We start from the raw sequence: 24,985 nt of genomic DNA on the forward strand, positions 1-24,985 counted from the left end.
CCGTCACACGATGAGCAGTACTACCAACACGTCGACGCACCAGACATCCACGATCGGCGCCATCGGCGCCCCGAGCCGGCGCAACACCGAGCTGGCGCTGCTGCTGTTCGCCGTCGCCATCCCGGTGTTCGCCTACGCCAACGTGGGCCTCGCCATCAACAACCAGGTCCCGCCGGGCCTGCTCAGCTACGGCTGCGGGCTCGGCCTCATCGCGGGCGTCGGGCACCTGGCCGTACGGAAGTTCGCACCGTACGCCGACCCGCTGCTGCTGCCCCTGGCCACGCTCCTCAACGGCCTCGGCCTCGTCGTCATCTGGCGGCTCGACCAGTCGAAGCTGCTGCAGTCCATCAACCAGGCCGGCAACGCGGCGCCCCGCCAGCTGTTGTACACCGCGATGGGCATCGCGCTGTTCATCGTCGTGCTGATCTTCCTCAAGGACCACCGCGTCCTGCAGCGCTACACCTACATCTCGATGTTCGGCGCGCTGGTCCTGCTCCTGCTGCCGCTGGTGCCCGGCCTCGGCGCCAACATCTACGGCGCCAAGATCTGGATCAACATCCCCGGCCTGGGCTCCCTCCAGCCCGGCGAGTTCGCGAAGATCGCCCTCGCCATCTTCTTCGCCGGGTACCTGATGGTGAAGCGTGACGCGCTGGCCCTCGCCAGCCGCCGCTTCATGGGCCTCTACCTGCCCCGCGGCCGCGACCTCGGACCCATCCTGGTCGTCTGGGCCATGTCTATCCTCATCCTGGTCTTCGAGACGGACCTCGGCACCTCGCTGCTGTTCTTCGGCATGTTCGTCATCATGCTGTACGTCGCCACCGAGCGGACCAGCTGGATCGTCTTCGGTCTGCTGATGTCCGCGGTGGGCGCCGTCGGTGTCGCGAGCTTCGAACCGCACGTCCAGCAGCGTGTCCAGGCCTGGCTCGACCCGCTGCACGAGTACAAGCTCAGCCAGCAGGGCGTGGTCGGCCACTCCGAGCAGTCGATGCAGGCGCTGTGGGCCTTCGGCTCCGGCGGCACCCTCGGCAGCGGTCTCGGCCAGGGGCACTCCGACCTCATCCGGTTCGCCGCCAACTCCGACTTCATCCTGGCCACCTTCGGCGAGGAACTGGGGCTGGCCGGCCTCATGGGGATCCTGCTGCTCTACGGCCTGATCGTGGAGCGCGGTGTGCGCACCGCCCTCGCCGCCCGCGACCCCTTCGGCAAGCTGCTCGCCGTCGGCCTCTCCGGCGCCTTCGCGCTCCAGGTGTTCGTCGTGGCCGGCGGTGTGATGGGGCTCATCCCGCTGACCGGTATGACGATGCCGTTCCTCGCCTACGGTGGTTCGTCCGTCATCGCGAACTGGGCGCTCATCGGCGTCCTGATCCGCATCAGCGACACCGCGCGCCGCCCGGCCCCGGCCCCCGCCACCAACTCCGACGCCGAGATGACCCAGGTGGTCCGCCCGTGAACAAGCCCCTCCGCCGGATCGCGATCTTCTGCGGCCTGCTGGTCCTCACGCTGCTCATCCGGGACAACTGGCTCCAGTACGTCAAGGCCGACAGCCTCAAGGACGACAAGCTCAACCGCCGCGTCACCATCGCCCGCTACTCCACCCCGCGCGGCGACATCATCGTGGACGGCAACCCCGTCACCGGGTCGAAGACGAACGGCACGAGTGGCCTGAACGACCTGAAGTACAAGCGGACCTACAAGGCCGGTCCGATGTGGGCGCCGGTCACCGGGTTCGCCTCGCAGTCCTTCGGCGCCAACCTGCTGGAGTCCATCGAGGACGGCATCCTGACCGGCAACGACGACCGCCTCTTCTTCCGCAACACCCTGGACATGATCACCGGGAAGCCGAAGCAGGGCGGCAACGTCGTCACCACGCTCAGTGGTGCCGCGCAGAAGGCCGCGTACGACGGTCTGAAGGCCCAGGGCGGCAAGGGCGCGGTCGTCGCCCTCGACCCGTCCACCGGGAAGATCCTGGCGCTGGCCTCGTACCCGTCGTACGACCCGTCGTCGTTCGCCGGGAACTCGACGGACACCGACGCCAAGACCTGGACCAAGCTGCTGAAGGACCCGGCCAACCCGATGCTGAACCGGGCGCTGCGCGAGACCTACCCGCCGGGCTCCACGTTCAAGGTGATCACCGCGGCGGCGGCGCTGGAGAACGGGCTGTACAAGTCGGCCGACGAGAAGACCGACTCGCCGCTGCCGTGGATCATGCCGGGTACGACCCTGCCGCTGGAGAACGAGGGCCCCCTCCCCTGCAAGGACGCCACCATGCGCGAGGCGCTGCGGGTGTCCTGCAACAGCGTCTTCGGCAAGATCGGCTCCGATCTCGGCAACAAGAAGATGCTGGACGAGGCGAAGAAGTTCGGCTTCACCGACGAGCATTTCACTCCGTCCCGCTCCGCCGCCTCCGTGTTCGACGACGACATGAACCAGTCGCAGACCGCACAGTCCTCGATCGGCCAGTACAACACCGCCGCGACGCCGCTGCAGATGGCCATGGTCGCCTCGGCGGTCGCCAACGACGGCAAGCTGATGAAGCCGTACATGGTCGACAAGCTCCAGTCGTCGAACCTGGACACCATCGAGCAGACCAAGCCGGAGGAACTGAGCCAGCCGCTGTCCTCCGACAACGCGCAGATCCTGCAGTCGATGATGGAGACGGTCGTCAGGAGCGGTACCGGTAAGAACGCGCAGATCCCCGGCGTCACGGTGGGCGGCAAGACCGGTACCGCCCAGCACGGTGTCGCCAACAGCGAGAAGCCGTACGCCTGGTTCGTCTCGTACGCCAAGCTCCCCAACGGCAGCTCACCGGTCGCCGTGGCCGTGGTCGTCGAGGACGACAAAGCCAACCGCGACGACATCTCCGGAGGCGGTCTTGCGGCGCCGATCGCCAAGAGCGTCATGGAGGCGGTCGTCAACGCCAAGCAGTGACTGCGGTCACGTCCCCTTCACATAGGTGCACAGTGCGATACCGGTCCTGTATCGGGTTTCGGGCTTGGCCAGGTCACACAGAGCGAGCCGGGTACGGTAGGCCCGGACGGCAGCCTCCGGCCGCGCACACCGCTGCGGCCGGGACCGACGGAGAGGGCTGGTAGGTAGCTATGGAAGAGCCGCGTCGCCTCGGCGGCCGGTACGAGCTGGGCCAGGTGCTCGGCCGTGGTGGCATGGCGGAGGTCTACCTCGCGCATGACACCCGGCTCGGCCGCACCGTGGCGGTGAAGACGCTGCGCGCCGACCTCGCGCGCGACCCGTCCTTCCAGGCCCGGTTCCGCCGGGAGGCCCAGTCCGCCGCCTCGCTCAACCATCCCGCGATCGTGGCGGTCTACGACACGGGCGAGGACTACATCGACGGGGTCTCGATCCCGTACATCGTCATGGAGTACGTCGACGGCTCCACGCTCCGTGAGCTGCTGCACAGCGGCCGCAAGCTGCTGCCCGAGCGTTCGATGGAGATGACCGTCGGCATCCTCCAGGGCCTGGAGTACGCGCACCGCAGCGGCATCGTGCACCGGGACATCAAGCCCGCCAACGTGATGCTGACCCGCAACGGCCAGGTCAAGGTCATGGACTTCGGCATCGCCCGCGCCATGGGCGACGCCGGCATGACGATGACGCAGACCGCGGCGGTCATCGGCACCGCGCAGTACCTGTCGCCCGAGCAGGCCAAGGGCGAACAGGTCGACGCCCGCTCCGACCTGTACTCGACGGGCTGCCTGCTCTACGAGCTGCTGACGGTACGCCCGCCGTTCGTCGGCGACTCCCCGGTCGCCGTCGCCTACCAGCACGTCCGCGAGGAACCGCAGCCGCCGTCGGTCTTCGACCCCGAGATCACGCCCGAGATGGACGCGATCGTGCTGCGTGCGCTGGTCAAGGACCCGAACTACCGCTACCAGTCCGCGGACGAGATGCGCGCGGACATCGAGGCGTGCCTCGACGGCCAGCCGGTCGCGGCGACGGCGGCGATGGGCGCGGTCGGCTACGGCGGCTACCCGGACGACCAGCCCACGACCGCGCTGCGCGCGGACGCCGGGGCGCCGGCGACGACGATGCTGCCGCCGATGAACCCGGACGACGGCGGCTACGGCTACGACGATCGCCCCGACCGGCGCCGCCAGCCGCAGAAGAAGAACCACACCTCGACGATCCTCCTCGTGATCGCGGGCATCCTGGTCCTGGTCGGTGCGATCCTGATCGGAAAGTACCTGGTCAGCGACAACAGCGGCGTGGGCGGCGGCAAGATCCCCACTCCGCACTTCGTCGGCGAGACCGAGCAGTCCGCCCGGAAGATGGCCGACAACGTCGGCCTGTCCGTGACCACGACCAGCAAGCCCTGCGAGAAGCAGCCGAAGGGCAATGTCTGCTCCCAGGACCCGGCTCCCTCGACGGAGATCAAGAAGGGTGACAGCGTCGCCCTGGTGATCTCGACCGGCGCCCCGAAGGTCACGGTGCCGGACGTGCGGGGCGTGGCCTACGACGAGGCGAAGGCCCAGCTGGAGGAGAAGGGCTTCAAGGTCGAGCAGAAGACCCAGGAGTCCGCCCGGACTCCCGACGTCGTCATCACCCAGGACCCTGAGGGCGGCACGGACAAGCAGAAGGGCTCCGTGATCACGCTCACGGTCGCCAAGGCACCGGAGACGGTGCCCGTGCCGGACGTGCGGAACCAGACCTGTGAAGCAGCCCAGAAGCAGTTGCAGGACAACCAGCTGACGGCGGGCTCCTGCACCGAGGTGGACACCACCGACCCGAACATGGTCGGCAAGGTCGTCCAGACCACGCCGCAGGCGGGACAGCAGGTCAAGAAGGGCACCACGGTCCAGATCCAGCTCGGCAAGGCGGCCCAGCAGGCCACGGTTCCGGAGGTCCGCGGCGGGACGGTGGCGCAGGCCAAGCAGACGCTGAACGCCGCCGGCTTCACCAACATCCAGTTCGCGAACGGCAGCGACCCGGGTGACGGTGCACTGGTCACCGGCATGAGCCCGAACCCGGGCTCGCCGGTCGGCGATCCCGCCGGCACCGTGATCACGCTGACGACCGTGGGCGGCAACGGAAACGGCAACGGAAACGGCGGCATGTGGGGCGAGCACGGCTGATCGGCCCCGAGCGCCACAACGGCAGTCGGCCCCTGCCGGGAACTTCCACTTCCCGGCAGGGGCCGACGCCTTTCCGTGGCCGAGCGGCTGCTGGGGAACGGCTGCTGCAAGGCGGCTGCTGGGGGAACGACTGCTGGGGTTACGGCTGCGCAGCGGTCAACCGCGCCGGGCCCGGCAGCACCGGGCCCGGCAGCGGCGGGCCCGGCAGCGGCGGGCCCGGCAGCGGCGGCTCAAGGAGCGGGAGCGGACCGGCCTGCCGTCGCGGTCACGGTCCGGCGGCCGTGACCGCCATGAAACGCAACGGAAGGCCCGCAGCAGGGCGGCCCAGCGCTCAGCGCAGTTCCTTCGGCGGAGTCCGCTTGCTGTCGACCTTCTCCACCCGGACCAGTTCGCCCCACACCACGTAGCGGTAGCGGCTCGTGTAGACCGGGGTGCAGGTCGTCAGGGTGATGTAGTGGCCGGGCTTCTTCTTGCCGGATTCCTCGGGGACCTGGTCGAGGACCTCGACGTTGTACTTCGAGGTCTCGGGCAGGACGGCGTACGTCCGGTAGACGTACCAGTCGTCCTTCGTCTCGAAGACGATCGGGTCGCCCTTCCTCATCTTGTCGATGTTGTGGAACTTGGCGCCGTGGCCGTCGCGGTGGGCGGCGAGGGTGAAGTTGCCCGTCCTGCCGGTCATGGGGAGCGCCGCCTTGGCCGGCTCGGTGTAGTAGCCCGCCACGCCGTCGTTCAGGACCTCCGACGACGTGCCCTTCTCGACCAGCACCTCCCCGTTCTTCATCGCGGGCACGTGCAGGAAGCCGATGCCGTCCTTGGTGTCCAGCGCGCCGGGTCCGGTGTCCTGGGCCCAGTGGTCGCGGACCTTGTCGGACTGTTTGCCGGCCGTACGGTCGGCGACGACGTTCGTCCACCACAGGGAGTAGGCGACGAACAGGGCGAGCACCAGGCCCGCCGTGATGAGGAGTTCACCGAAGACGCTGATCGCGGCGGCGATCCGGCCCGTCCTCCGGCGTCCCGGCTCCGGCACCGCCCCGGGTGCGGACATCTGGTCCTGGGTGTCGTCGGCGGTCGCTGACACAGTTCATCTGTCCTTTACTGGACGAGTGCATCCGGCTTGCCCTTGCTGCGCGGCCGTTCCTCGACCATCTTGCCCCAGACGATCAGCCGGTACTTGCTGGTGAACTCCGGCGTACAGGTGGTCAGGGTGATGTAGCGGCCCGGCACGGTGAGACCCGACCCCTTCGGTATCGCGTCCAGCACGCTCGTGTTCGACGGCGATGTCACGGGCAGGGTCGACGCCACCTTGTACACGAAGTACTCCTCCTGCGTCTCGACCACGACATCATCACCGGGCGTGAGCCTGTTGATGTACCTGAACGGTTCGCCATGGGTGTTGCGGTGGCCCGCGAGCCCGAAGTTGCCGGTCCTGTCGGAGGGCATCGCGGTCTTCAGCGGCTCCTCGCCGTAGTGCCCGACCATGCCCTTGTCGAGGACCTTCCCGTTGCTGACGCCCTCGGCTATCGGGACCACGACGTCCAGTTTCGGGATGTGCAGGATGGCGAAGCCCTGCCCCGGCGCGAAGACCCCCGGTGCCCGCTTGCCGCTCTCCCAGTCCTGCTGGAGGTTGTGGGCCTCATTGCCGGCCTGCGCGTGCGCCCGGACGTTCGTCCACCACAGCTGGTAGGTGACGAACAGCAGCATCAGCACACCGGTGGTGATGAACATCTCGCCTATCGCCCGGCTCGCGACCACGGCCGGGCTCGGTCTGCGCAGCCGGGCCTGCCTTCGGGCCTCGACCCGGGACAGCGGCGCCTTGGGCTCGTCCTCCGTCGCCGTCGGCTCGGCCGCTCTGGCGCCGCCGCCGTGACGCCCGCCGCGCCGCTTGGCGGCCTTCCTGCGGGCCGCGCGGCCACCCGGCTCGGCTCCCGTGGCCGACGAGCCGGAAAGGGCGCCAGAAGGCGTTCCAGCGGTGGTCGCGGACCCGGCCGCGCCCGACGGCGGAGGCGGTATCCGCAGCGCGACCGTCTCGTCGTGGGTGGGCGGCCGGTACAGCTCGTCGGCGGGGGCGCGGTACGGCTCGTCGACCGGGGCCCGGTCGGACGCCTTCTGCCCGCCTTGATCGCGCAGGTCCGCGGGGGCGAGCAGCGCGACCGTCTCGTCGTCGGCCGGCGGCCGGTACGGCTTGTCAGCGGGGGCCCGGAACGGCTCGTCGGCGGGGGCCTGGAACGGCTCGTCGGCGGGGGCCTGGAACGGCTCGTCGGCGGGGGCCTGGAACGGCTCGTCGGCGGGGGCGCGGGACGGCTCGTCGACCGGGGCCCGGTCGGACGCCTTCTGCCCGCCTTGATCGCGCAGGTCCGCGGGAGTGATCAGCGCGACCGTCTCGTCGTCCGTCGGCGGCCGGTACGGCTCATCGGCCGGGGCCCGGTACGGCGTCTCCTGCTCGCCCTGGTCACGCAGGTCCGCGGGGGCGCCGGAAACCTCGTACGACTGATCCTCGTACGAGGCACCGGTCTCGCGCTCCGGGCGCAGCGCGGTCACGCCGTGGCCCTGCCCACCACCGGGGCGAGCCCCGCCGACCTCGCCACGGCGTCCTGGTCCCCGCACTCCGTCAGCCAGTTGGCCAGCATCCGGTGGCCGTGCTCGGTCAGCACCGACTCGGGGTGGAACTGCACGCCCTCGACGGGAAGTTCCCGGTGCCGCAGGCCCATGATGATGCCGTCGTGGGTGCGGGCCGTGACCTCCAGTTCCGGCGGGACGGTGGCCGGCTCGGCGGCCAGCGAGTGGTACCGGGTCGCCGTGAAGGGGGAGGGCAGCCCGGCGAAGACTCCCCGGCCCTCGTGCTCGACCGGTGAGGTCTTGCCGTGCAGCAGTTCGGGCGCGCGGTCCACGACACCGCCGTACGCCACCTGCATCGACTGCATGCCGAGACAGACGCCGAAGACCGGGACGCCGGTGGCGGCGCAGTGCCGGACCATCTCGACGCAGACCCCGGCGTCCTCGGGAGTGCCGGGACCGGGCGACAGCAGAACGCCGTCGAATCCTCCCCCGCTGTCGGCCGAGCCGAAGCGGGAGGTGCCCCCGGGGACGTGCGCCGTCGACACCTCGTCGTTGCGCAGCACCTCGCACTCGGCCCCCAGTTGGTACAGGTACTGGACGAGGTTGAAGACGAAGCTGTCGTAGTTGTCGACAACGAGAATCCGCGCACTCACTGGTTGTCCACCGTCACATCGTTGAAGGGCAGCAGCGGTTCGGCCCAGGGAAAGACGTACTGGAACAAGACATAGACCACGGCCACGACCAGCACGAGGGAGATCATCGCCTTCACCCACGCGTTGCCCGGCAGATGCCGCCAGATCCAGCCGTACATGCCGCCCCTTCCGTAGCGCCACGGCACCAGACTCACGCCGTACGGCACCAGACTAACGGCGCAGCGCCCTCGGTTTGCCTGCCTCCACAGGCTGTGTGGAGTCCAAGTGCGCCCAGACGATCAACCGGTGGCTGTGGCCCCATTCCGGATCACACGTGGTCAGCGTCAGATAGCGGCCCGGACGAGAGTATCCGGACATAGGCGGCACCGGGTCGATCACCGCGACATCGGTCGGAACCGTTCTGTACGGGCCTTTGTCGATCCGATAGGTGAACCAGGTGGTCCCGTCCGTGAGCACCACCGCATCCCCGCGCCGCAGTTCGGGGAAGTCCTTGAACGGATCTCCGTAGGTGCGCCGGTGGCCGGCGACCGAGAAGTTGCCGGTCTGGCCCAGCCGAGCCGTGCTCGCGTAGTGGCCCAGCCCTTCCTTCAGGACGTCCGTGCCGGTGCCCTCCAGCACCGGCTTGTTCCACGTGAAACCGAACCGCGGGATGTACATGATCGCGAAGGCCTTGCCGTTGCGGTACGGGGCCGGCCGGGCGGGCGGGGCGGCGCTCTCGGCGGTTCCGGTGCCCGCCGGCTCGGGGACACGACCCTGGGACCACTGCTGCTGGAGCCGGTCGATCTGGTCGCTCATGGCGCCGTCGGCCTTCACTCCGGTCCAGAACAGCACATATGCGACGAACAGTACGATCAAGGCGCCGGCGGTGATGCACAGCTCGCTGACGGTCCTCACGATCACGCGCACCGGCAGCTCCTGTACGGGCGCCCACACGTCCTACGGGCTAGTCGACGGGTTTCGCGTAGTGCAGATCCACTGTGCCCGAGTAACCCGGCAGAGTCACCGCCCCGTCGTCGTCGACTTTCCAGCCGAGGCCGTAGACGTTGACGTACACCATGTAGTTCTGGATGGCCGGGGAACCCGTGAGCGCCTTGCGCAGCTTCGCCGGATCGCCCACCGCCGTGATCTTGTACGGCGGCGAGTAGACGCGGCCCTGGAGGATCAGCGTGTTGCCCACGCAGCGCACGGCACTGGTGGCGATCAGCCGCTGGTCCATGACCTTGATGCCTTCGGCGCCGCCCTGCCACAGGGCGTTCACCACGGCCTGCAGATCCTGCTGGTGGATGACCAGGTAGTCCGGCTGCGGCTCCGGGTAGCCGGGGAGCTTGGCGGTGGCGTTGGGCGGGGCGTCGTTGAGCGTCACCGTGACCGCCTTGCCGGTGAGCTTCTGGGTTCCCGTGCCCTTCTCCAGCCCGGAGACCCGGTCGTCCTGGGCCTTGCTGCTGCCGTCGTCGCGCTCGGCCAGCGCCTCGATCTCGTCGTGCGCTCCCGCGTTGGACTCGTCCAGCTCCTTGTTCTTGTGGCTGCGCTCCTGGATCAGGTCGGAGAGCTTGAGCAGGGAGGCGTCCGTGCGGATGTCCGTGCCCTTGGCCGTGTTGAAGCTGGTGAAGAAGAGGAGCCCAGCGAGGGCGAACACGCCCACCGTGAGGATCCGCACCGGCCGGAAGCGGGGCAAGTCGTCCTGCCGATCCGCGCGGACCTGCGAAGAACCCGTTGATCTCCTCCCTGGGGAGTCGGCAGAATTGCTCAACGTACCCTTATCTCCTTCGGCGCCGCGGAACCACTACGCTAACGGACGCCCGGGGGAGTACTCAGCGTCCCCTTGTACGCTGCTCCCGAGCCCGATCCAGTTACCTGCGCGGCCACGCAGCGCATCGACAGGAGAGACCCTCGTGCCGAAGTCACGTATCCGCAAGAAGGCCGACTACACGCCGCCACCGGCGAGGCAGGCGGCGGCTATCAAGCTGAACAACCGCACCTGGGTGGCACCCGTCATGCTGGCCATGTTCCTCATCGGTCTGGCCTGGATCGTCGTCTTCTACGTGACCGACGGCTCACTGCCCATCGACTCCCTGGACAACTGGAACATCGTGGTCGGTTTCGCGTTCATCGCGGCCGGTTTCGGCGTCTCCACCCAGTGGAAGTAAGAGCCGCACTCCGGTGAACAGGGCTCTACCCAGGGCTATCCGCTGAGTTATCCACAGGCCCGAGGTGGACATCCACATCGCCTGGGGAAAAGGTCTGAAGATCTGTGGATAACCCACTGGGTGTTGACGCCGGTGTGACTGACCTACTGGTCGCCGCAAACTTGTTCGCCCCCCACTCGACCTGGGAAAACACACCCAGGGGGCGGGGGGCGTACCTGTTCCGCACGCCGTGCACAGGATCCGACACGGGCTGTGGACAACGGTTCGGTATCAGCTGTGCCAAGGCGGTGCGTTCACCTGGCCCGGTCGGCTCTCGATCACGCGAGCCAGGTAAGTCGGGTGCGCCAGGTGCGTCAGGCGAGCTGCGTCGTTCTGATGACGGTCACGACCACGACGACCACCAGAACCAGGGCACAGACGCCGTACTGGATCAGCGCCCGGTTCTTCCGCGGGGCGTGCACCATCGCGTAACCGGTGATGACGCCGCCCACCAGGCCGCCGATGTGCGCCTGCCAGGCGATGTTGAAGGCCGGGCTGAAGGTGAAGATCAGGTTGATCACCAGCAGGGCGATGAGCGGACGCATGTCGTAGTTGAGCCGGCGCAGCAGGACGCCGGTGGCACCGAACAGTCCGAAGATCGCCCCGGAGGCACCCAGTGAGGGCTGGTTGGGCGCGGCGAGGAGATAGCTGAGCGCGCTGCCGGCCAGTCCGGAGACGAAGTAGAGCGCCACGTACCGGGCCCGGCCGAGGGCCGCTTCCAGCGGACCGCCGATCCACCACAGGCTGAGCATGTTGAACAGGATGTGGACGACGCCGGCGTGCAGGAACATCGCGGTCAGCAGGCGGTAGTACTGGCCTTCCGCGATGCCTTCGACCGAGCCGAGGGCCGGGACATATGCCTGGCCGATCAGCTCCAACCGGTTGGTGAAGCTGTCCCCGACGGCTTGCTGGACCAGGAAGAAGGCCAGGTTGAGGCCGATCAGCACCTTGGTGATCAGCCGGGGATCGGCGGTCACGGTACCGCCCGCGAGGGTGCGGGGCCGGGCGGCGGCGGCCGGGGGCTGTCCGGTGCCGGAACCACCGCGGACACAGTCGGGGCACTGGAAGCCCACGGAGGCACTGACCATGCATTCCGGACAGATCGGGCGTTCGCAGCGGGTGCAGCGGATACCGGTCTCGCGGTCCGGATGCCGGTAGCACACGGGCAGGCTCTGGGCGTCCTGCGCGCGGCCTGTGGCCTGGTCCATGAGATCCCCTCGGTCGGTTTCGGGCACTGCACAGCCCCGCCCATCCTTACGGACGAGCGGGGCGTTTGGTTCCCCGTGGCAGAACCGGAGCGCCTGCGCGGACCGGTGGTGGCCGAAGCGGTGCGGCTCAGCCCTGGCGCTTCTCGACGACGACCGACTCCAGGACGACGTCGTCGACGGGCCGGTCGTTGGGGCGGCTGGTGCGGACACCGGCGATGGCGTCCACGACCTTCTGGCTGGCCGGGTCGGAGATCTCACCGAAGATGGTGTGCTTGCGGTTCAGCCACGTGGTCGCCTCGACCGTGATGAAGAACTGCGAGCCGTTGGTGCCGGGGCCGGCGTTGGCCATGGCCAGCAGGTACGGCTTGTTGAAGGACAGGTCCGGGTGGAACTCGTCCTCGAACTCGTAGCCGGGGCCGCCGATGCCGGTGCCGAGCGGGTCGCCGCCCTGGATCATGAAGCCGCTGATGACCCGGTGGAAGATCGTGCCGTCGTAGAGCCGGTCGGTGCTTTTCACGCCGGTTCCCGGGTGCTCCCACTCCCGCTCGCCCTGGGCGAGTTCGACGAAGTTCTTGACCGTCTTGGGCGCGTGGTTCGGAAAGAGCCGGACCTCGATGTCGCCGCGGTTGGTCTTCAGGGTGGCGTAAAGCTGCTCGGCCACGATCTGCCTTCCGTTGTTTCCTGTGACTCTCCGATCCTCGCACGGCTCGGCCCGCACGTCGCCCGGCGGCCCTGCGCGGGCGGGCATCTCCACGAATCGCTTGCGGAAACCAGGTCGGGTCCCCTCGGATCGCTCGCGGAAAGCGGGTCGGGTCGACTCGGCTCACTCGCCTGCGGCAGCGGGGTCGGGCCCACTCGAACCCGAGGCGCATGCGGCAGCGATCCATGGCATCGTCGACGAAAAGTTCCCCTTCAGTGGAATATGCGCTTCGTGCGTTCTGCCGCTGATCGAGCAGACCGGCACCCGTATGCCCGCCCCGCATGCTTCGGGGCCCGCCGGCAGGCATGATCCTGAAAAGGGTGGAAAGTCGAAATACCGTACGCCACCGAGAAGGAGGATCCCGTGACCCGCATCGACAGCGTGCGCGCCGCGACCGGGTCGGCAAAGGACAGCGTGCTGCACGCCGCGGAAGTGGTGGCGCCCTACGCCGACACAGCCAAGGATCGCGCCGCGTACTACGCCCAGGAGGCGCGCGTACGGCTGGCGCCTGTGATGTCCCAGGCCGCCGGACAGGCCCGCGTCCAGTACGACGCCCGGCTCGCTCCGCGCCTGGAACTGGCGCGGTCCCATGTGCCGCCGAAGATGGACCAGGCCGCGCATGACGCGGCCGTACGGACCCGCCGGGCCGCCCGGCAGGCCGCCGCGTACTCACGGCCGAGGATCGAGCAGGCCGTGGCCGCGGCGGGACCGGTCCGTGAGGAGGCCGCGGCACGGAGTGCGGCGGCGCTCGCCGCGTTGCGTGGCCAGGTCTCGCCCCAGGAGATTCAGAAGCTGGTCCGCAAGCACGAGCGGCGGGCGAAGGCCGGCCGGACGGCGAAAGTGCTGGCCGTGGCCGGCGTGCTGGCCGGTGCCCTCGTCGCCGCCTGGAAGTGGTGGGACAGCCAGACCAACCCCGACTGGCTGGTCGAACCGCCCGCCGCGACGGATGTGTCCGAGGCGCATCGGCTGCATTCGGTGGACGGCAGCCCCGACGCCTCCTCCCTGGACCCCGAGGTCCGGGCCAAGCAGGCGGAGGAGCAGGCACGTAGGGACGACGACCAGCACTGACGGCCAGGTGTTCGGGTGGCCGGGCACCGGGTGACCGGGTGGCCGGGTGGCCGGGTGGCCGGGTGGCCGGGTTTCCGGGTGGCCGGGTTTCCGGACGTCCAAGCGGGCGTCCAGGCGTGCGTCCGGACGGCTGGTGCGGCGCCGTGGGGCGGGAGGCCGGTTGTCCCGGTCTTCCGCCGGCGTGGCTGGAGCGTGGTCGGCCCCTGGATGCCTGCGCGCCCGTGTTTCACGTGAAACATCGGGTGGTCAGGCCCGTCGGCGAGTGTCCTCCAGGTAGTGGACGACGGCAGCCACCCGTCGGTCCACCCGGTCGGTGGGGCGAGGTCGAGCTTGGCGAAGATGCTGCGGATGTGCTTGGCGGACGGCCCCTTCGGTGACCCGAGCCGCTCGGCGATGGCGCCGTTGCCCAGTCCTTCCGCCGTCAGGGCGAGCACCTCCCGTTCGGGCTGCTATCCGCCGCGGCGGTCACGGTCGCCGTGACGGTCTTCGTCACCGTCGGACTCCCCACCCGGCGCACCCTGCGCCGCCCGCCCGTGGAGACGATCCGTACCGCTTGGCGGACGGGCAGGACGGAGGGGCAGGACGGACAGGCAGGGGTGAGGCTCGATAGGGCATGGTGGACTCCGGTGGGGCTTGGCGGGCGCGGCATCGCCCATGCGCACGCCCGCCCGGCGCACCGGCCGCGGGCCGGGGCGTTTCCGGCCCGCCGCGGGGACCACCGCCCGTCGATGGGCGGGACGGCAGATGATCAGGCACGGCAGATGAGGCACGGCGTACGGGCTACGAACGTCCGAGCCGCAGCCGTACGAGCCACGGACGCACGAAACACCGGCGCCGGCCGCACCCGGACGGCGGCCGGGTCACCGGTAGCGCAGCAGGAGCATCGCGGCGTCGTCCTGGAGCGGACCGCTGACGTGCTGGAGCAGGTCTTGGCGCAGGGTCTCCAGGGCGGCCTCCGCGTCCCGCTCCTTCAGCAGGTGGGCGCGCTCCGGCAGCGGGAAGAAACGCCCGTCGGCGTCCCGCGCCTCGGTCACCCCGTCGGTGTACAGCAGCAGTTGGTCCCCGGGGAAGAAGCCCGCGTCGAAGGGCTCCGGCGGCTCCCCGCCGTGCGCGCCCAGCCCCAGCGGCAGCGCGTATGCAGGCGGTTCGGGCAGATCCACCGTGCCCTCGGCGCGGATCAGCAGGGGCGCGGGGTGCCCGAAGTTGAGGAAGGTGACGCGCTCGTCGCTCACCTCGGCCAGGATCGCGGTGACGAACTTCTCACCGTCCAACTGCCGGTCCACGGCCCGCTCCAACCGCCGCCCCACCTGCGCCAGAGCCGCTTCGTCCGGCGCGGCCTCGCGGAACGCGCCCAGGACCACGGCGGCCGTCTCCACCGCCTCAAGCCCCTTGCCCTGGACGTCGCCGACGATCACCCGCACCCCGCCCGGGAAGGCGACCACCTCGTACAGATCGCCGCCGATACGGGCCTCGGCGACGGCGGACATATAGGCGACCGCGGCGCGCAGCCGCCCGGCGAGCCGCGGCACCGGTTTGAGCAGCACCCGCTGGGCCGCCTCCGCGATCGACCGGAAGCTGTCCAGCTCCGCTTCCCGCCGCTCCCTCATGGACACGGCCACCAGCCCCGCCACCGTGACCCCGAGGACCGCGGCGATGGCCATGTAGCCACGCTGCGCGTCGATCAGGTCGCTGTGCCAGCCGAGACCGGCGGAGAGCAGCAGCGCCAGCAGGCCGATGCCGGCGGTGCGCCGCCAGCCGCCGACGAGCGGCGCGAACGCGGGTCCCACCGCGACCAGCGGCAGAAATCCCAGTGACGGGCTGGTGGTGAGATCGGCGACGGCGACCGCCGCCATCGTGGCGAACGGCAGCACGGCCAGCACCGTGCGACGGGGGCTCCGCACGGTCTCGTCCTTCTCCGGCACCGGCGCCCTCCCCCTCCACGCTTGCCGCAGAACAGGATCATCGTGGCAGAGCCGCGCATCGGCCTCCAGAGCGCACGGCTCAGTGCAGGACCGGGCCGCACCGCCCCTCACCCATGGAATCGGGATACCCAGGGTTTTCCGGAGATTCCAGCGATCCCGAATGTTCCTGAAGCTTCCGAGAATCCCGAGATTCCGGAGGTTCGGGAGATTTGGGAGATTTCAGATATTCCGGAGATCCCGGTGAAGCGGCCGGGGCTGGGACCGGGACGCGGATCGGGGCTGAGACCGGGATCGGGGCTGAGGTCGGGGCCAGTAGGCGCAAGGCGGGCCGTGGCGGGCGTGCGGGGGAAGTCGCCGGGGGTGCGTCGGCGTCCGGCGTGGGCGTGTCGGCGTCTGACGGGGGTGTGTCGGCGTCTGACGGGGGCGCGGGGGCTGTGGCTGCCTTCGAGTCAGGGCGGGGTGGAGGTACCGGGGAAGGGCTCGGGGAACTGGCGGGCGCGGGGGAGGAAGTCACGGAGGCGCGGGTGCGGCCGGGGACACGAAGGCCGAGCCGCCACGGCCGTAGAGAGAACCGGGAGCCGAGCCAGTGCGGCCGCGGAGAGAAACGCAGGTCGAGCCAGTGCGGCCGGTGTCCGTGCAGAAGGCCGAGGACCATCGCGCCGGCCACCGCGATCAGATGCTCACGGCCCGCCAGGTTGGGTACCGTGATCGACTCCCACACCATCGACCCGCCGGTGAGGGCGAACACCACCGGAGCGCGCCGGACGACCGAGAGGTACGTGAACAGGCCCACCACCGCGGCGGACGGCCCGGTGTCCAGGACCTGCCCGACCTCGGGCGGCAGCCCCAGCCCCCACCAGCCCGGCCCGATCGCGATCATCACCCGTACCGACAGGGTGCCGGCCAGCGTGGCCGCGTACGCCACCGCCAGCGTACGGGCCCGGCCCAGGGCGAGTTCGGCCAGCGCGAACGCCAGGAACAACTGGGTGATACCAGCCCAGACCGGCAGATCGAGGGCGGGTACGTAGAGAGACACCGGCGTACGCAGCAGGGCGAGCCACAGCGGCAGATCGGCGGTGACCCCGCCCAGCCGCCACACCACCAGCGCGCCGGTCGGCCGCTGTGCGAGGTCGTGGAAGAAGATGACCCCGAACGCCGCCACGAACGCCAGCAAGAGCCCGGACGGCCCGCGCCGCCGAAGCTGCCGCAGCGGATCGACGACGATCCCCTGCCACTCGCCGCGCAGCGTACGGCCCAGGAACCTCACCGCACGCAGCAGCAGGTCCAGCGGCCGTCGGCGCCCGGCCCCGCTCACGCCCACGGAAGCCCGCGGTACGTCATGATCGGTTCACCCCCACCCGTAATGACCCCGGTCACCCATTCCGGACGCCATCGTATAGATCGTCCGTACCGTACGACCGGGTGGTACCCCGTCGTACCGAACGACCGAGCGATGCCCGTAGTGCCCCCGCAGCACGGAACTGCGTGCCTCCACGGCACGGAGCCGGATACCGCTACAGCACGGAGCCGGATGCTCCCGCGGCACAGGGCCGGATGCTCCCGCGGCGCGGAGCGGGGATCGGAGGGCCCGCACCGGCAAGTAGGCTGAGGCCGCTGCGGCACCCCCACCAACACCGCCCCACGCACAGAGTGTTGGCCTGCGGCGATCAGGAGTTGGCCCACGGCGTGAGGATGAAGGACAGGTGCTGATAGCGGGCCGGTATCGGCCGCAGACCACCCTCGGGCGCGGAGCGATGGGTGAGGTCTGGCGGGCACGGGACGAGACGCTCGGCAGGGATGTGGCGATCAAGTTCCTGCTGGCCCAGGGCTCCGACGCCACCGCCACCGCCCGTTTCCGGCTGGAGGCGCAGACCGCGGGCCGGCTCGACCACCCCCATGTGGTCGGCGTCCTGGACTTCGGTGCTCAGGACGACCGGCTGTTCCTGGTGATGGAACTGGTCGACGGCGACAGCCTCGCGCGCGTACTGGCCAGTGCAGGTTCACTGCCTCCGGAGCGGGTGGCCCGCATCGCGGCCGAGGCGGCGGCCGGCCTGGCCGCCGCGCACCAGCAGGGCATCGTGCACCGCGACATCAAGCCCGGGAACCTGCTGCTCGCCGCCGACGGCTCCCTCAAGATCGGTGACTTCGGCATCGCCCGCTTCATGGACGACCCGGCGGGCGGGCTCACCGCGACCGGCCAGATCGTCGGCACCAGCCTGTACCTGGCCCCCGAACGCGCCCTGGGCCGGAACGCCGGGCCGCCGTCGGACGTGTACTCCCTCGGCTGTGTGCTCTACCAACTCCTCACCGGCCGACCGCCTTTCGAGGCCGACACGGCCGTCGCCATCCTCCACCACCACCTCGACACCGCGCCCACCCCGCCCCGGCAGTACGGCGTCGACATGCCGCCCGCACTGGAGAACTACCTGCTCGGCATGCTCGCCAAGCAGCCCGAGGCACGCCCCACCGCGGCCCAGGTCGCCGGCTGGTTCGGCGTCGACTCCTGGCGCGGGCACCGCGAACCGCTCCCGCCCGCCGAGCCCGGACAGTCCGGCAGGCGCGCGGCCGGCCCGGGCGGTCCCGGACAAGGCACTGCCGCCCCGACACCCCAGGCAACAGCCCGGCACACGGCCGCCGGCCCCGGCGGGAGGGCGGGAGCCGCCGGGCGGACCGTCGGCGGTCCGGGCAACCGGGCGGGCGGGCGCACCGGCGGCGGTCCGGCCGGCCGTACGGCCGGCGGTCCGGGCAGCCCGGCGAGGGGCGGTCCGGCCGGGCAGCCGGGCGCGGACGCGGTCGGACGGGCCGACGGCGGGACGACCCGGCACCCATCCGCCGAACCGGGCCCCGCGACCACCTACGCGCTGCCGAACTCCAGCGCCCACTCCTCCCTGGCCCGCCGGGGCCGTAGCCGTCGCCCCGCGCTGCGGCTCCTCGCCGCCCGCAGCCCCAGAATGATGGGCACCATCGCCGCGGCCGTGCTCTTCCTGGCCGCGCTGCTGATCAGCATGGCCTTGTTCTCGGCCGGCTCCGGCTCGGCGGAGACCTCCGGATCCGACCCGTCGCCCTCCACCGGTTCCACGGCGGACTCCGGAGCCCAGGGCGGCCTGTCCGAGAAGCAGCCGGAACAGAAGGACAACACCCAGCAGTACGACGACGAGCCCGACAACGACGACGGCGACGGCTGACCCGGCCGGAATACCGCTGGCGTCCCGCGCGCCTTGGCGGCCCCGGCCGGACACCGGTTCCTACGGACACCGATCCGACCGGGGCCGCTCCGTACGGTTCCATCCGGCTCATACGGTCCATACGTCCCATACGGTGAAACGTTCCGACCGCGCGTCAGTTGTAGTAGACGCTTTCCCCGAACTCGAAGACCTGCGTCTGCCCAGGCGGGACGACCCCGATCACCGACCCCGCGCAGTCACGACGGTCGAAGACGAGCGCCGGAGCGTTCGTCGTGTTCCGGACGATCAGAGGGTACGTCTCGGTGTTGACGCATCCCCGGGCCGCGACGTGGTGTGCGGGGGCGGCATCCGCCGTCGAACCCGGTGTCGCGGCCAGCGCCGCGGGCGCCCCCAACGTGGCTGCCAGCAGTGTCGCGGCCCCGCTCAGGACCAGGGCCATACGCGTCTTCATGAATGCCTCCCGAAGTGGTGGACGACGCGATCACTCGTCCGTTCGTCACACCCCTGGAAGACGTTGAGCCAAACCACCCTGAAAGGGTGCACCCGACGCAAACTGCCGCTCATGGCGAGCGGAAGAAGGCTCCGAACCGGCCGGGAGTCGTCCTCATGCTCACCTCCGATCGGCTCACCACGGCTCACGGCTCACGGCTCACGGCTCACGGCTCACGGCTCACGGCTCACGGCATCAAGGAACCTCAGTTGGGTTCCGCCGTCGGGTCTTTGGGTGAGAGGAGCTGACTCTCCTCGCGTGGAACCACCTGGTGAACCGGGAGATGCGGGCTCAGGGTTGTCGGCCACGATGCGTTCCAGGACGGGCACGAATCCGTCGGTGTCGACGGCGATGTCCGCGGCGGTGAGGGCGGTGCACCTGATCACGCTCGACCTTCCACGAGCCACACGCTGGCTCACAAGGATCAGGTCCCCACCAAGCCACTACGAGAAGGGGATCCAGAAGGGAGAGGCACCGCCCCGAAGCCCCTCAACCACCGGCCTCCACAGACGCCTGCCAGCACGGAAAATCGGAACAAAAAGACCCCTCTGACCACGTTTCCGCAGGTCAGAGGGGTCATTCAACGTGGAGCCTAGGGGAGTCGAACCCCTGACATCTGCCATGCAAAGACAGCGCTCTACCAACTGAGCTAAGGCCCCTGGTGAAAGACGTCCGCCGCGAGCATCACGCTCGGGTGGGCGCCGCAGACCAGAGTACCGGGTCACCCCGGGGATCTCGCAAAAAAGATGGGGGTCCCTGGAAACGACCACGCTCCGTAAGATGCTCGGCGTGGTTCGCTACAGCGAACCACGTTTCTTGGGGAAGCGATGGGGAGACGCGAAATGGACGCCGCACAGCAGGAAGCCACCGCCAGAGCGCGGGAGCTGCAGCGGAACTGGTACGGAGAGCCGTTGGGGGCGCTCTTCCGAAAGCTCATAGACGATCTCGGACTCAACCAGGCCCGCCTCGCGGCGGTGCTGGGGCTGTCCGCTCCGATGCTGTCACAGCTGATGAGCGGCCAGCGCGCGAAGATCGGCAATCCCGCGGTGGTCCAGCGGGTGCAGCTGCTGCAGGACCTGGCGGCGCAGGTCGCGGACGGCAGCGTCAGCGCGGCCGAGGCGACCGACCGCATGGAGGAGATCAAGAAGTCGCAGGGGGGCTCCATGCTCAGCAACACCACGCACACGACGAGCATTTCGGGTGCGCCGACGGTCAAGCGGGTGGTCCGCGAGATCCAGTCGCTGCTGCGCTCGGTGGCCGCCGCGGGGGACATCATCGAGGCCGCCGAATCCCTCGCCCCGAGCCACCCCGAACTGGCAGAGTTCCTCCGGGTGTACGGCGCGGGCCGCACCTCCGACGCCGTCGCGCACTACCAGTCCCACCAGAGCTGACTCCCCCCGGCCCGTCCATCGGAGGGGGTCCGGCGGACGGGCCGGCGCAGCGGGGGAGTGCCTGGGGGCACGACAAGGGGTCGTATCACTCATCTCGGGGGAAGCAAGAGGGGCAAGGGGGAACCGCAGGGGGAGGAGCGACGGACAGCCATGGGTGAGGTCTTCGCCGGCCGGTACGAACTGGCCGACCCGATCGGACACGGAGGCGTCGGCGCCGTCTGGCGCGCCTGGGACCACCGTCGCCGCCGCTATGTCGCCGCCAAGGTGCTTCAGCAGCGCGACGCCCATTCCCTCCTGCGGTTCGTGCGGGAACAGGCCCTGCGGATCGATCACCCCCATGTTCTCGCTCCGGCCAGTTGGGCCGCCGATGACGACAAGGTCCTGTTCACCATGGACCTCGTCGCCGGCGGCTCACTGGTCCACCTGGTCGGCGACTACGGCCCCTTGCCGCCGGCCTTCGTCTGCACCCTGCTCGACCAGCTCCTGTCCGGGCTCGCCGCGGTGCACGAGGAAGGTGTCGTGCACCGCGACATCAAGCCGGCCAACATCCTGCTGGAGGTCACCGGAACGGGCCGCCCGCGGTTGCGCGTGTCGGACTTCGGCATCGCCATGCGGCTCGGTGAACCGCGCCTGACCGAGACCAACCTCGTGGTGGGAACGCCCGGCTATCTCGCGCCCGAGCAGATGCTCGGCGCGGAACCCGACTTTCCCGCCGACCTGTTCGCCGCGGGCCTGGTCGCGTTGTATCTGCTGGAGGGCGCCAAGCCCGACGCGAAGGCGATCGTCCAGTACTTCGCCGAGCACGGGACGCCCGGTGCGCCCAAGGGCGTCCCCGAGCCGCTCTGGCAGGTCGTGTCGACGCTGCTGCAGCCGGATCCGGTGGCCCGTTTCCGCACCGCCACGGGTGCCCGCAAGGCGCTCGCCTCGGCCATGGAACTCCTGCCGGAGCCCGGGCCCGACGACGAGTTGATCGAGATCTTCGACCAACTCGGCCCTCTCCCGCCGGGCTTCGGGCCCGACGGCCCCTTCAAGCCGGCCTCGGGTGTGGACATCGAGGCGGAGGCGGATACCGGCACCCGACCCGGGCAGCCGAGACCAGCCGCACCGGGCACCGTATCCGGGCCCTGGACAGACGGTGCCTGGACTGCCGGTGCCTGGACAGCCGGTGTCGGAGGCTCTGGTGCAGGTGCTCCGGTCGCCAGTACGCCGGTCGGCAGTACTCCGGTATCCGGTTCTCCGGTATCCAGTACCCCGGTCACCAGTACTCCGGTATCCGGCGTCGGCGTCGACGTCGGTATGGCCGGTGGTCCGGCCGGAGCGCAGGACATGTCCGCTTCGGTGCACGACCACCCCACGCAGGACCCGCCCCGCCTCTCCGCACGGACCGGGCCCGCCACCAGCGGCTCTGTGCCAGGCGCTCCGGAAACCCCCTCGACCAGCGATCCGCGCGAGGACACCGGTCCGCAGCCTCCCGGCATGTCGGACACCGGGAGCTTCCATCTGCCGCCTCCGCTGCCGCAGCAGGCCGACCACCAAGACGACCACCAGGTCAATCACCAGGTCATACACCAGAACGAACAGCCGCAACCCCAGCCCCCCGCGCACCCACCCACGGTGACCGTGCCCAATTCCGGACAGGCCTCCGTCTCCCCCTCCCCTTACATCCCTACCCATGCCCTTTCCTCCCCCCGTCCGCAGTCCCCGTGGAACCCCGCTCAGGCCCTGCCCCCGGAACAGCCGCGCCGCATGGACGCCCCTACTGTTTCGTACACCGCTCAGAGCCCGCGGGTTCCTCATTCCGCGCCGGAATCTCACATGCCCGTGCCGGATCACGTACCCGTGCCGGAGTCGCAGGCACCCGTACCGCGCCGCGCCACGCGCCATGCTCGCCGCACCCGCCGCCCCGGCCCTCCCGCGAAAGCAGCGGTACCGATCCTCCTCCTCGCGCTGGCCTGCTACGCCGTGGGCTTCTGGGCGCTGACCCGCGTCTGAGCACCGAGCACCGATTACCGAGCACCGAGCACCGGTCATGACCGAGTGACGGATCGCGTCTGAGTGACGGTCCGTGGCTGAGCGGGCGTCCGTGGCCGAGCACCGGCCCACGGCCGAGCACCGGTCCGCTACCGAGAGCCCGTCCTTGTTCTAGGCGTCGGCCCGCCGCCGGGCGGCCACCGTCCACACCCCGAGCGCCAGCAGCAGCGCGCTTCCCATGCCGATGCCGCCCGTCGCGAGCGCCCGCATCGCGGTGTTCCCGCCGTCGTCGCCGCGTCGCGTCACGGCCGCCTCCCGGTCCTGGGCGGTGACGTCGAACACGTCCCGCGGCTCGGGCTGCCCGGCGTACCCGGGGGCGGCGTGCGGAGTGCCGCTGACGCGCACCCGCAACGTCACCCCGAAGGGGCCCTGGCCGAACGTGTCGGACATCCCCTCACTGAGGTGCACCACCAGGTAGTACGAGCCGGCGAAGCGCATGGACCTCACCCCGTCGGGCACGGCGTACCGGTTGCGGTACTCGACGGGCGGCAGTGGATCGAGGGCTGCCTCCTGCTGGCTGCCGTTGTAGCTGAGGGCCGCGTCGTCGACGTAGCCGCGTACGGGGTTGTGGAGCGTCAGGTCGAGGGCACCGCTGACGTAGCCACCGGACCCCGTCGTACTGCCGAGGTCGGCGGTGGCGTGCATCTGCTGGCCCCAGTCGACCGGGATCTTGTAGAAGAGGGTCTGTCCGGGCCGCAGGTCCGTCTGCCAGACCCCTGGTTCCAACGCCCGCGCCGTGGCGAAGCCGGCGCCGCCGGTCCGCCGCCGGGGCTCACCGGTGACCGGCTCGGGCGAGGCGGAGTCCCACACCTCGGGTGCGCTCGTGCTCCCGGACCGCGTCAGGCCCGGCTCGGCGACCGGAGCCAACTCCAGGTCCCAGGCCCCCGAGCCGGAACCCGAGCCAGACGTATCAGGTGATTCCAGGCGTTCGACCAGCACGTAGTACGTACCCGCCCCCCGGCACAGGGTCTTGCCGGCCTCGCGCATCCCCAGCGCCGTGACCGGCCGGGGGCTCATGCCGGCGCCGAAGCGTGCCGAGCCGTAGGAGCAGGAACCGCCGTTGGCGTCCTGCACCGACACCCTGATGCCGTCACTGGCCGAGACGGTGGCACCGGCAGGGGGTATGGCGGTCACGGGGACGTACGCGGTCGTCGGTGCCTGGAGTTCCAGGCGGTAGTACAGCTTGGCCTTCCCCGCGAGGGAACTCCGGTACGTCTCGCCCGGTTCCAGCCGCACGGCGTCCGTGGTGCTCTCCGCTCCGGCGGCGGGACGGGCACCGGGCGTGAACGCGTACCCATGGGAATCCGCGTTCGCCGATGCCAAGCCCCATCCCGAGCCCGATCGCGAGCCCAAGCCCAAGCCCGAGCCCGCTCCTGAGCCCGCCGACGCGGTCGTGGCTGCGGCAGCGGCTGCGGCAGCGGCTGCGGCCGACGTACCCGGCAGCAGCGCGACGGCGCACAGTACGGCCAACGTCCCGGTCGCCGCCGCACCACGCACGGCGGTGCCGGGAGCCCGACGGCGCCACCGGGTTCGCCCCGACCGCCGCCACCACGCCGTACGCCGCCCCATTTCGCGCCACCCCTCGTCGTGTCCCGCAGTTCGTCCCGCCGGCGGGACGCACATAAAGCGGGAAGCCGGATACCGCACGCGGCCGTCCCCCACCGCACGTTGCCGCCCACCGCCACCGCCCGTTGTCGCGCACCACACGCGCCACGCACCACACGCCGTCGCACCGTTGCGCACCACACGCCTCGCGTACCAGACGTCATCGCGCACCGCACGTCGTCCTACGCCACACGTCGCCTACGCCGCTCGTGGTCGATGGACCAGGAGGAGAGCCGTATCCGCCGCCGCGCCACACCGTCCGTACCGGACCGTGGCCCATCCTGCCCAATGCGCGCCCGGGTCATCCCGCTGATCCGCGCGGCCGTCCGAAACACCCCGTTCGCGAGCGGGCCCTACCCCGGCATCGGCGCCCAGGCAACACAAAACCCCGACCGCAAGGCGGCCGGGGTCCGATTCAGTTTCTGGTGTCTTTGTTCACGAACCCGTGGGCACGGAGTCAGTCGCCTCCGTCCACAGATCCTGCTCGGCGCGATCCGCCTGGATCTGGCGGTACACGAGGAGCCCGCCGATGGCGGCCAGTGCGACCAGGAGAAGCTTCTTCACCGCGCGACCTCGTCTTTCCTTGACGTAGGGGACCTCTGCCGCCCGACTATACACACCGACCGATATCGGTCGGTGACCTGCGCCGGGTCCCAACTCCCGCCCTCAAGAGCGCAATAGACCAGGTCGGCGGCACCATCACCGCAGGGTGATCATCGTTCCACACAGCGTCACTTTGCTCCCTCTTCATTCACTGGCATCCATATTTGGGAGCTTTTATTGCGACCTGAGCCCATTCGAGTGGTGTTCATCTGAACATCGACGCGCCACGGGCTCAGGTCCACCACTTCTCGACGCGCATACACATCATGAGGAAAGTACGCAAATCGCCCAACCCGAAAG

Annotated in this window: 21 protein-coding genes, 1 tRNA gene and 1 pseudogene; 8 read left to right on the forward strand and 15 right to left on the reverse strand. The window is 70.0% G+C overall.

Annotated elements, in window-relative coordinates:
* The first annotated feature begins 10 nt into the window (after positions 1-10).
* From ACFYPJ_RS06455 to pknB, 3 genes are all read left to right on the forward strand, one after another.
* On the forward strand, positions 11-1,450 hold the full coding sequence (locus ACFYPJ_RS06455) for an FtsW/RodA/SpoVE family cell cycle protein (protein WP_389011371.1): 1,440 nt from the start codon (positions 11-13) through the stop codon (positions 1,448-1,450).
* Positions 1,447-2,928 (forward strand): peptidoglycan D,D-transpeptidase FtsI family protein, encoded by a 1,482-nt coding sequence (locus ACFYPJ_RS06460; RefSeq protein ID WP_389011374.1) that lies wholly within the window; start codon positions 1,447-1,449, stop codon positions 2,926-2,928. The genes ACFYPJ_RS06455 and ACFYPJ_RS06460 overlap by 4 nt, the downstream gene beginning before the upstream one ends.
* A 170-nt stretch (positions 2,929-3,098) precedes the next feature.
* On the forward strand, positions 3,099-5,087 hold the full coding sequence (pknB, locus tag ACFYPJ_RS06465) for a Stk1 family PASTA domain-containing Ser/Thr kinase (protein WP_389011377.1): 1,989 nt from the start codon (positions 3,099-3,101) through the stop codon (positions 5,085-5,087).
* A gap of 331 nt (positions 5,088-5,418) precedes the next feature.
* Here the strand turns inward: pknB and ACFYPJ_RS06470 are convergent, their stop codons facing one another.
* The 6 genes from ACFYPJ_RS06470 to ACFYPJ_RS06495 all read right to left on the reverse strand — a co-directional run bounded on the left by ACFYPJ_RS06470 (position 5,419) and on the right by ACFYPJ_RS06495 (position 10,046).
* Positions 5,419-6,132, reverse strand: a complete 714-nt coding sequence (locus ACFYPJ_RS06470) for a class E sortase (protein ID WP_389011631.1) — start codon at positions 6,130-6,132, stop codon at positions 5,419-5,421.
* A gap of 47 nt (positions 6,133-6,179) precedes the next feature.
* Positions 6,180-7,214 carry a class E sortase gene (locus ACFYPJ_RS06475; RefSeq protein WP_389011634.1) on the reverse strand — a complete coding sequence of 345 codons (1,035 nt, stop codon included), beginning with the start codon at positions 7,212-7,214 and terminating at the stop codon, positions 6,180-6,182.
* Positions 7,215-7,621: 407 nt separating this feature from the next.
* Entirely contained in the window at positions 7,622-8,296 is a 675-nt protein-coding gene (locus tag ACFYPJ_RS06480; protein ID WP_389011380.1) for an aminodeoxychorismate/anthranilate synthase component II, read from the reverse strand.
* Entirely contained in the window at positions 8,293-8,490 is a 198-nt protein-coding gene (locus ACFYPJ_RS06485) for a hypothetical protein (RefSeq protein ID WP_376525650.1), read from the reverse strand. The genes ACFYPJ_RS06480 and ACFYPJ_RS06485 overlap by 4 nt, the downstream gene beginning before the upstream one ends.
* A gap of 16 nt (positions 8,491-8,506) precedes the next feature.
* Positions 8,507-9,202 carry a class E sortase gene (locus ACFYPJ_RS06490; protein WP_389011383.1) on the reverse strand — a complete coding sequence of 232 codons (696 nt, stop codon included), beginning with the start codon at positions 9,200-9,202 and terminating at the stop codon, positions 8,507-8,509.
* 37 nt (positions 9,203-9,239) lie between these two features.
* Positions 9,240-10,046 carry a DUF881 domain-containing protein gene (locus ACFYPJ_RS06495; RefSeq protein ID WP_389011386.1) on the reverse strand — a complete coding sequence of 269 codons (807 nt, stop codon included), beginning with the start codon at positions 10,044-10,046 and terminating at the stop codon, positions 9,240-9,242.
* A gap of 142 nt (positions 10,047-10,188) precedes the next feature.
* On the opposite strand from ACFYPJ_RS06495, the gene crgA reads away from it, so the two are divergent.
* Positions 10,189-10,443 (forward strand): cell division protein CrgA, encoded by a 255-nt coding sequence (gene crgA / locus ACFYPJ_RS06500; RefSeq protein ID WP_389011389.1) that lies wholly within the window; start codon positions 10,189-10,191, stop codon positions 10,441-10,443.
* Positions 10,444-10,796: 353 nt separating this feature from the next.
* Here the strand turns inward: crgA and ACFYPJ_RS06505 are convergent, their stop codons facing one another.
* Together ACFYPJ_RS06505 and ACFYPJ_RS06510 are read right to left on the reverse strand one after the other, a co-directional pair.
* The gene (locus ACFYPJ_RS06505; RefSeq protein WP_389011392.1) at positions 10,797-11,690 is read right to left on the reverse strand and encodes a rhomboid family intramembrane serine protease; all 894 of its coding nucleotides are present in this window, start codon (positions 11,688-11,690) and stop codon (positions 10,797-10,799) included.
* Positions 11,691-11,817: 127 nt separating this feature from the next.
* Complete coding sequence (locus tag ACFYPJ_RS06510) at positions 11,818-12,351, reverse strand: peptidylprolyl isomerase (RefSeq protein WP_389011395.1); 534 nt, start codon at positions 12,349-12,351, stop codon at positions 11,818-11,820.
* Between the two features lie 402 nt (positions 12,352-12,753).
* Between ACFYPJ_RS06510 and ACFYPJ_RS06515 the strand changes: the two genes are divergently transcribed.
* Positions 12,754-13,458 (forward strand): DUF5324 family protein, encoded by a 705-nt coding sequence (locus tag ACFYPJ_RS06515; RefSeq protein WP_389011398.1) that lies wholly within the window; start codon positions 12,754-12,756, stop codon positions 13,456-13,458.
* Positions 13,459-13,704: 246 nt separating this feature from the next.
* On the opposite strand, the pseudogene ACFYPJ_RS06520 reads toward ACFYPJ_RS06515, so the two are convergent.
* The 3 genes and pseudogenes from ACFYPJ_RS06520 to ACFYPJ_RS06530 form a co-directional block, all read right to left on the reverse strand.
* Positions 13,705-13,901 (reverse strand): annotated as a pseudogene (locus ACFYPJ_RS06520) (DNA-binding response regulator); the annotation flags it as partial.
* A gap of 417 nt (positions 13,902-14,318) precedes the next feature.
* Positions 14,319-15,311: a PP2C family protein-serine/threonine phosphatase gene (locus ACFYPJ_RS06525; protein ID WP_389011637.1), complete on the reverse strand. Its 993-nt coding sequence runs from the start codon at positions 15,309-15,311 to the stop codon at positions 14,319-14,321.
* Positions 15,312-15,459: 148 nt separating this feature from the next.
* Positions 15,460-16,701: a hypothetical protein gene (locus ACFYPJ_RS06530; RefSeq protein WP_389011401.1), complete on the reverse strand. Its 1,242-nt coding sequence runs from the start codon at positions 16,699-16,701 to the stop codon at positions 15,460-15,462.
* Positions 16,702-17,134: 433 nt separating this feature from the next.
* Between ACFYPJ_RS06530 and ACFYPJ_RS06535 the strand changes: the two genes are divergently transcribed.
* Positions 17,135-18,565 (forward strand): serine/threonine-protein kinase, encoded by a 1,431-nt coding sequence (locus tag ACFYPJ_RS06535; RefSeq protein WP_389011404.1) that lies wholly within the window; start codon positions 17,135-17,137, stop codon positions 18,563-18,565.
* Between the two features lie 154 nt (positions 18,566-18,719).
* Here ACFYPJ_RS06535 and ACFYPJ_RS06540 read toward each other — a convergent pair whose 3' ends face one another.
* Entirely contained in the window at positions 18,720-19,016 is a 297-nt protein-coding gene (locus ACFYPJ_RS06540) for a hypothetical protein (RefSeq protein WP_389011407.1), read from the reverse strand.
* A gap of 625 nt (positions 19,017-19,641) precedes the next feature.
* Positions 19,642-19,714, reverse strand: a tRNA-Ala gene (locus ACFYPJ_RS06545).
* A gap of 183 nt (positions 19,715-19,897) precedes the next feature.
* Here ACFYPJ_RS06545 and ACFYPJ_RS06550 point away from each other — a divergent pair.
* Complete coding sequence (locus ACFYPJ_RS06550) at positions 19,898-20,446, forward strand: helix-turn-helix domain-containing protein (RefSeq protein WP_389011410.1); 549 nt, start codon at positions 19,898-19,900, stop codon at positions 20,444-20,446.
* A gap of 150 nt (positions 20,447-20,596) precedes the next feature.
* Positions 20,597-22,438: a protein kinase gene (locus tag ACFYPJ_RS06555; protein WP_389011413.1), complete on the forward strand. Its 1,842-nt coding sequence runs from the start codon at positions 20,597-20,599 to the stop codon at positions 22,436-22,438.
* A 150-nt stretch (positions 22,439-22,588) separates the two neighbouring features.
* On the opposite strand, the gene ACFYPJ_RS06560 is transcribed toward ACFYPJ_RS06555, so the two are convergent.
* Both ACFYPJ_RS06560 and ACFYPJ_RS06565 read right to left on the reverse strand, forming a co-directional pair.
* Positions 22,589-23,800, reverse strand: a complete 1,212-nt coding sequence (locus tag ACFYPJ_RS06560; protein WP_389011416.1) for a hypothetical protein — start codon at positions 23,798-23,800, stop codon at positions 22,589-22,591.
* Positions 23,801-24,517: 717 nt separating this feature from the next.
* Positions 24,518-24,646 carry a DLW-39 family protein gene (locus tag ACFYPJ_RS06565; RefSeq protein ID WP_003999697.1) on the reverse strand — a complete coding sequence of 43 codons (129 nt, stop codon included), beginning with the start codon at positions 24,644-24,646 and terminating at the stop codon, positions 24,518-24,520.
* Positions 24,647-24,985 lie beyond the last annotated feature (339 nt).

Source organism: Streptomyces sp. NPDC006012 (genome assembly GCF_042871185.1).
In the GTDB taxonomy this organism is placed as follows: Bacteria; Actinomycetota; Actinomycetes; order Streptomycetales; family Streptomycetaceae; genus Streptomyces.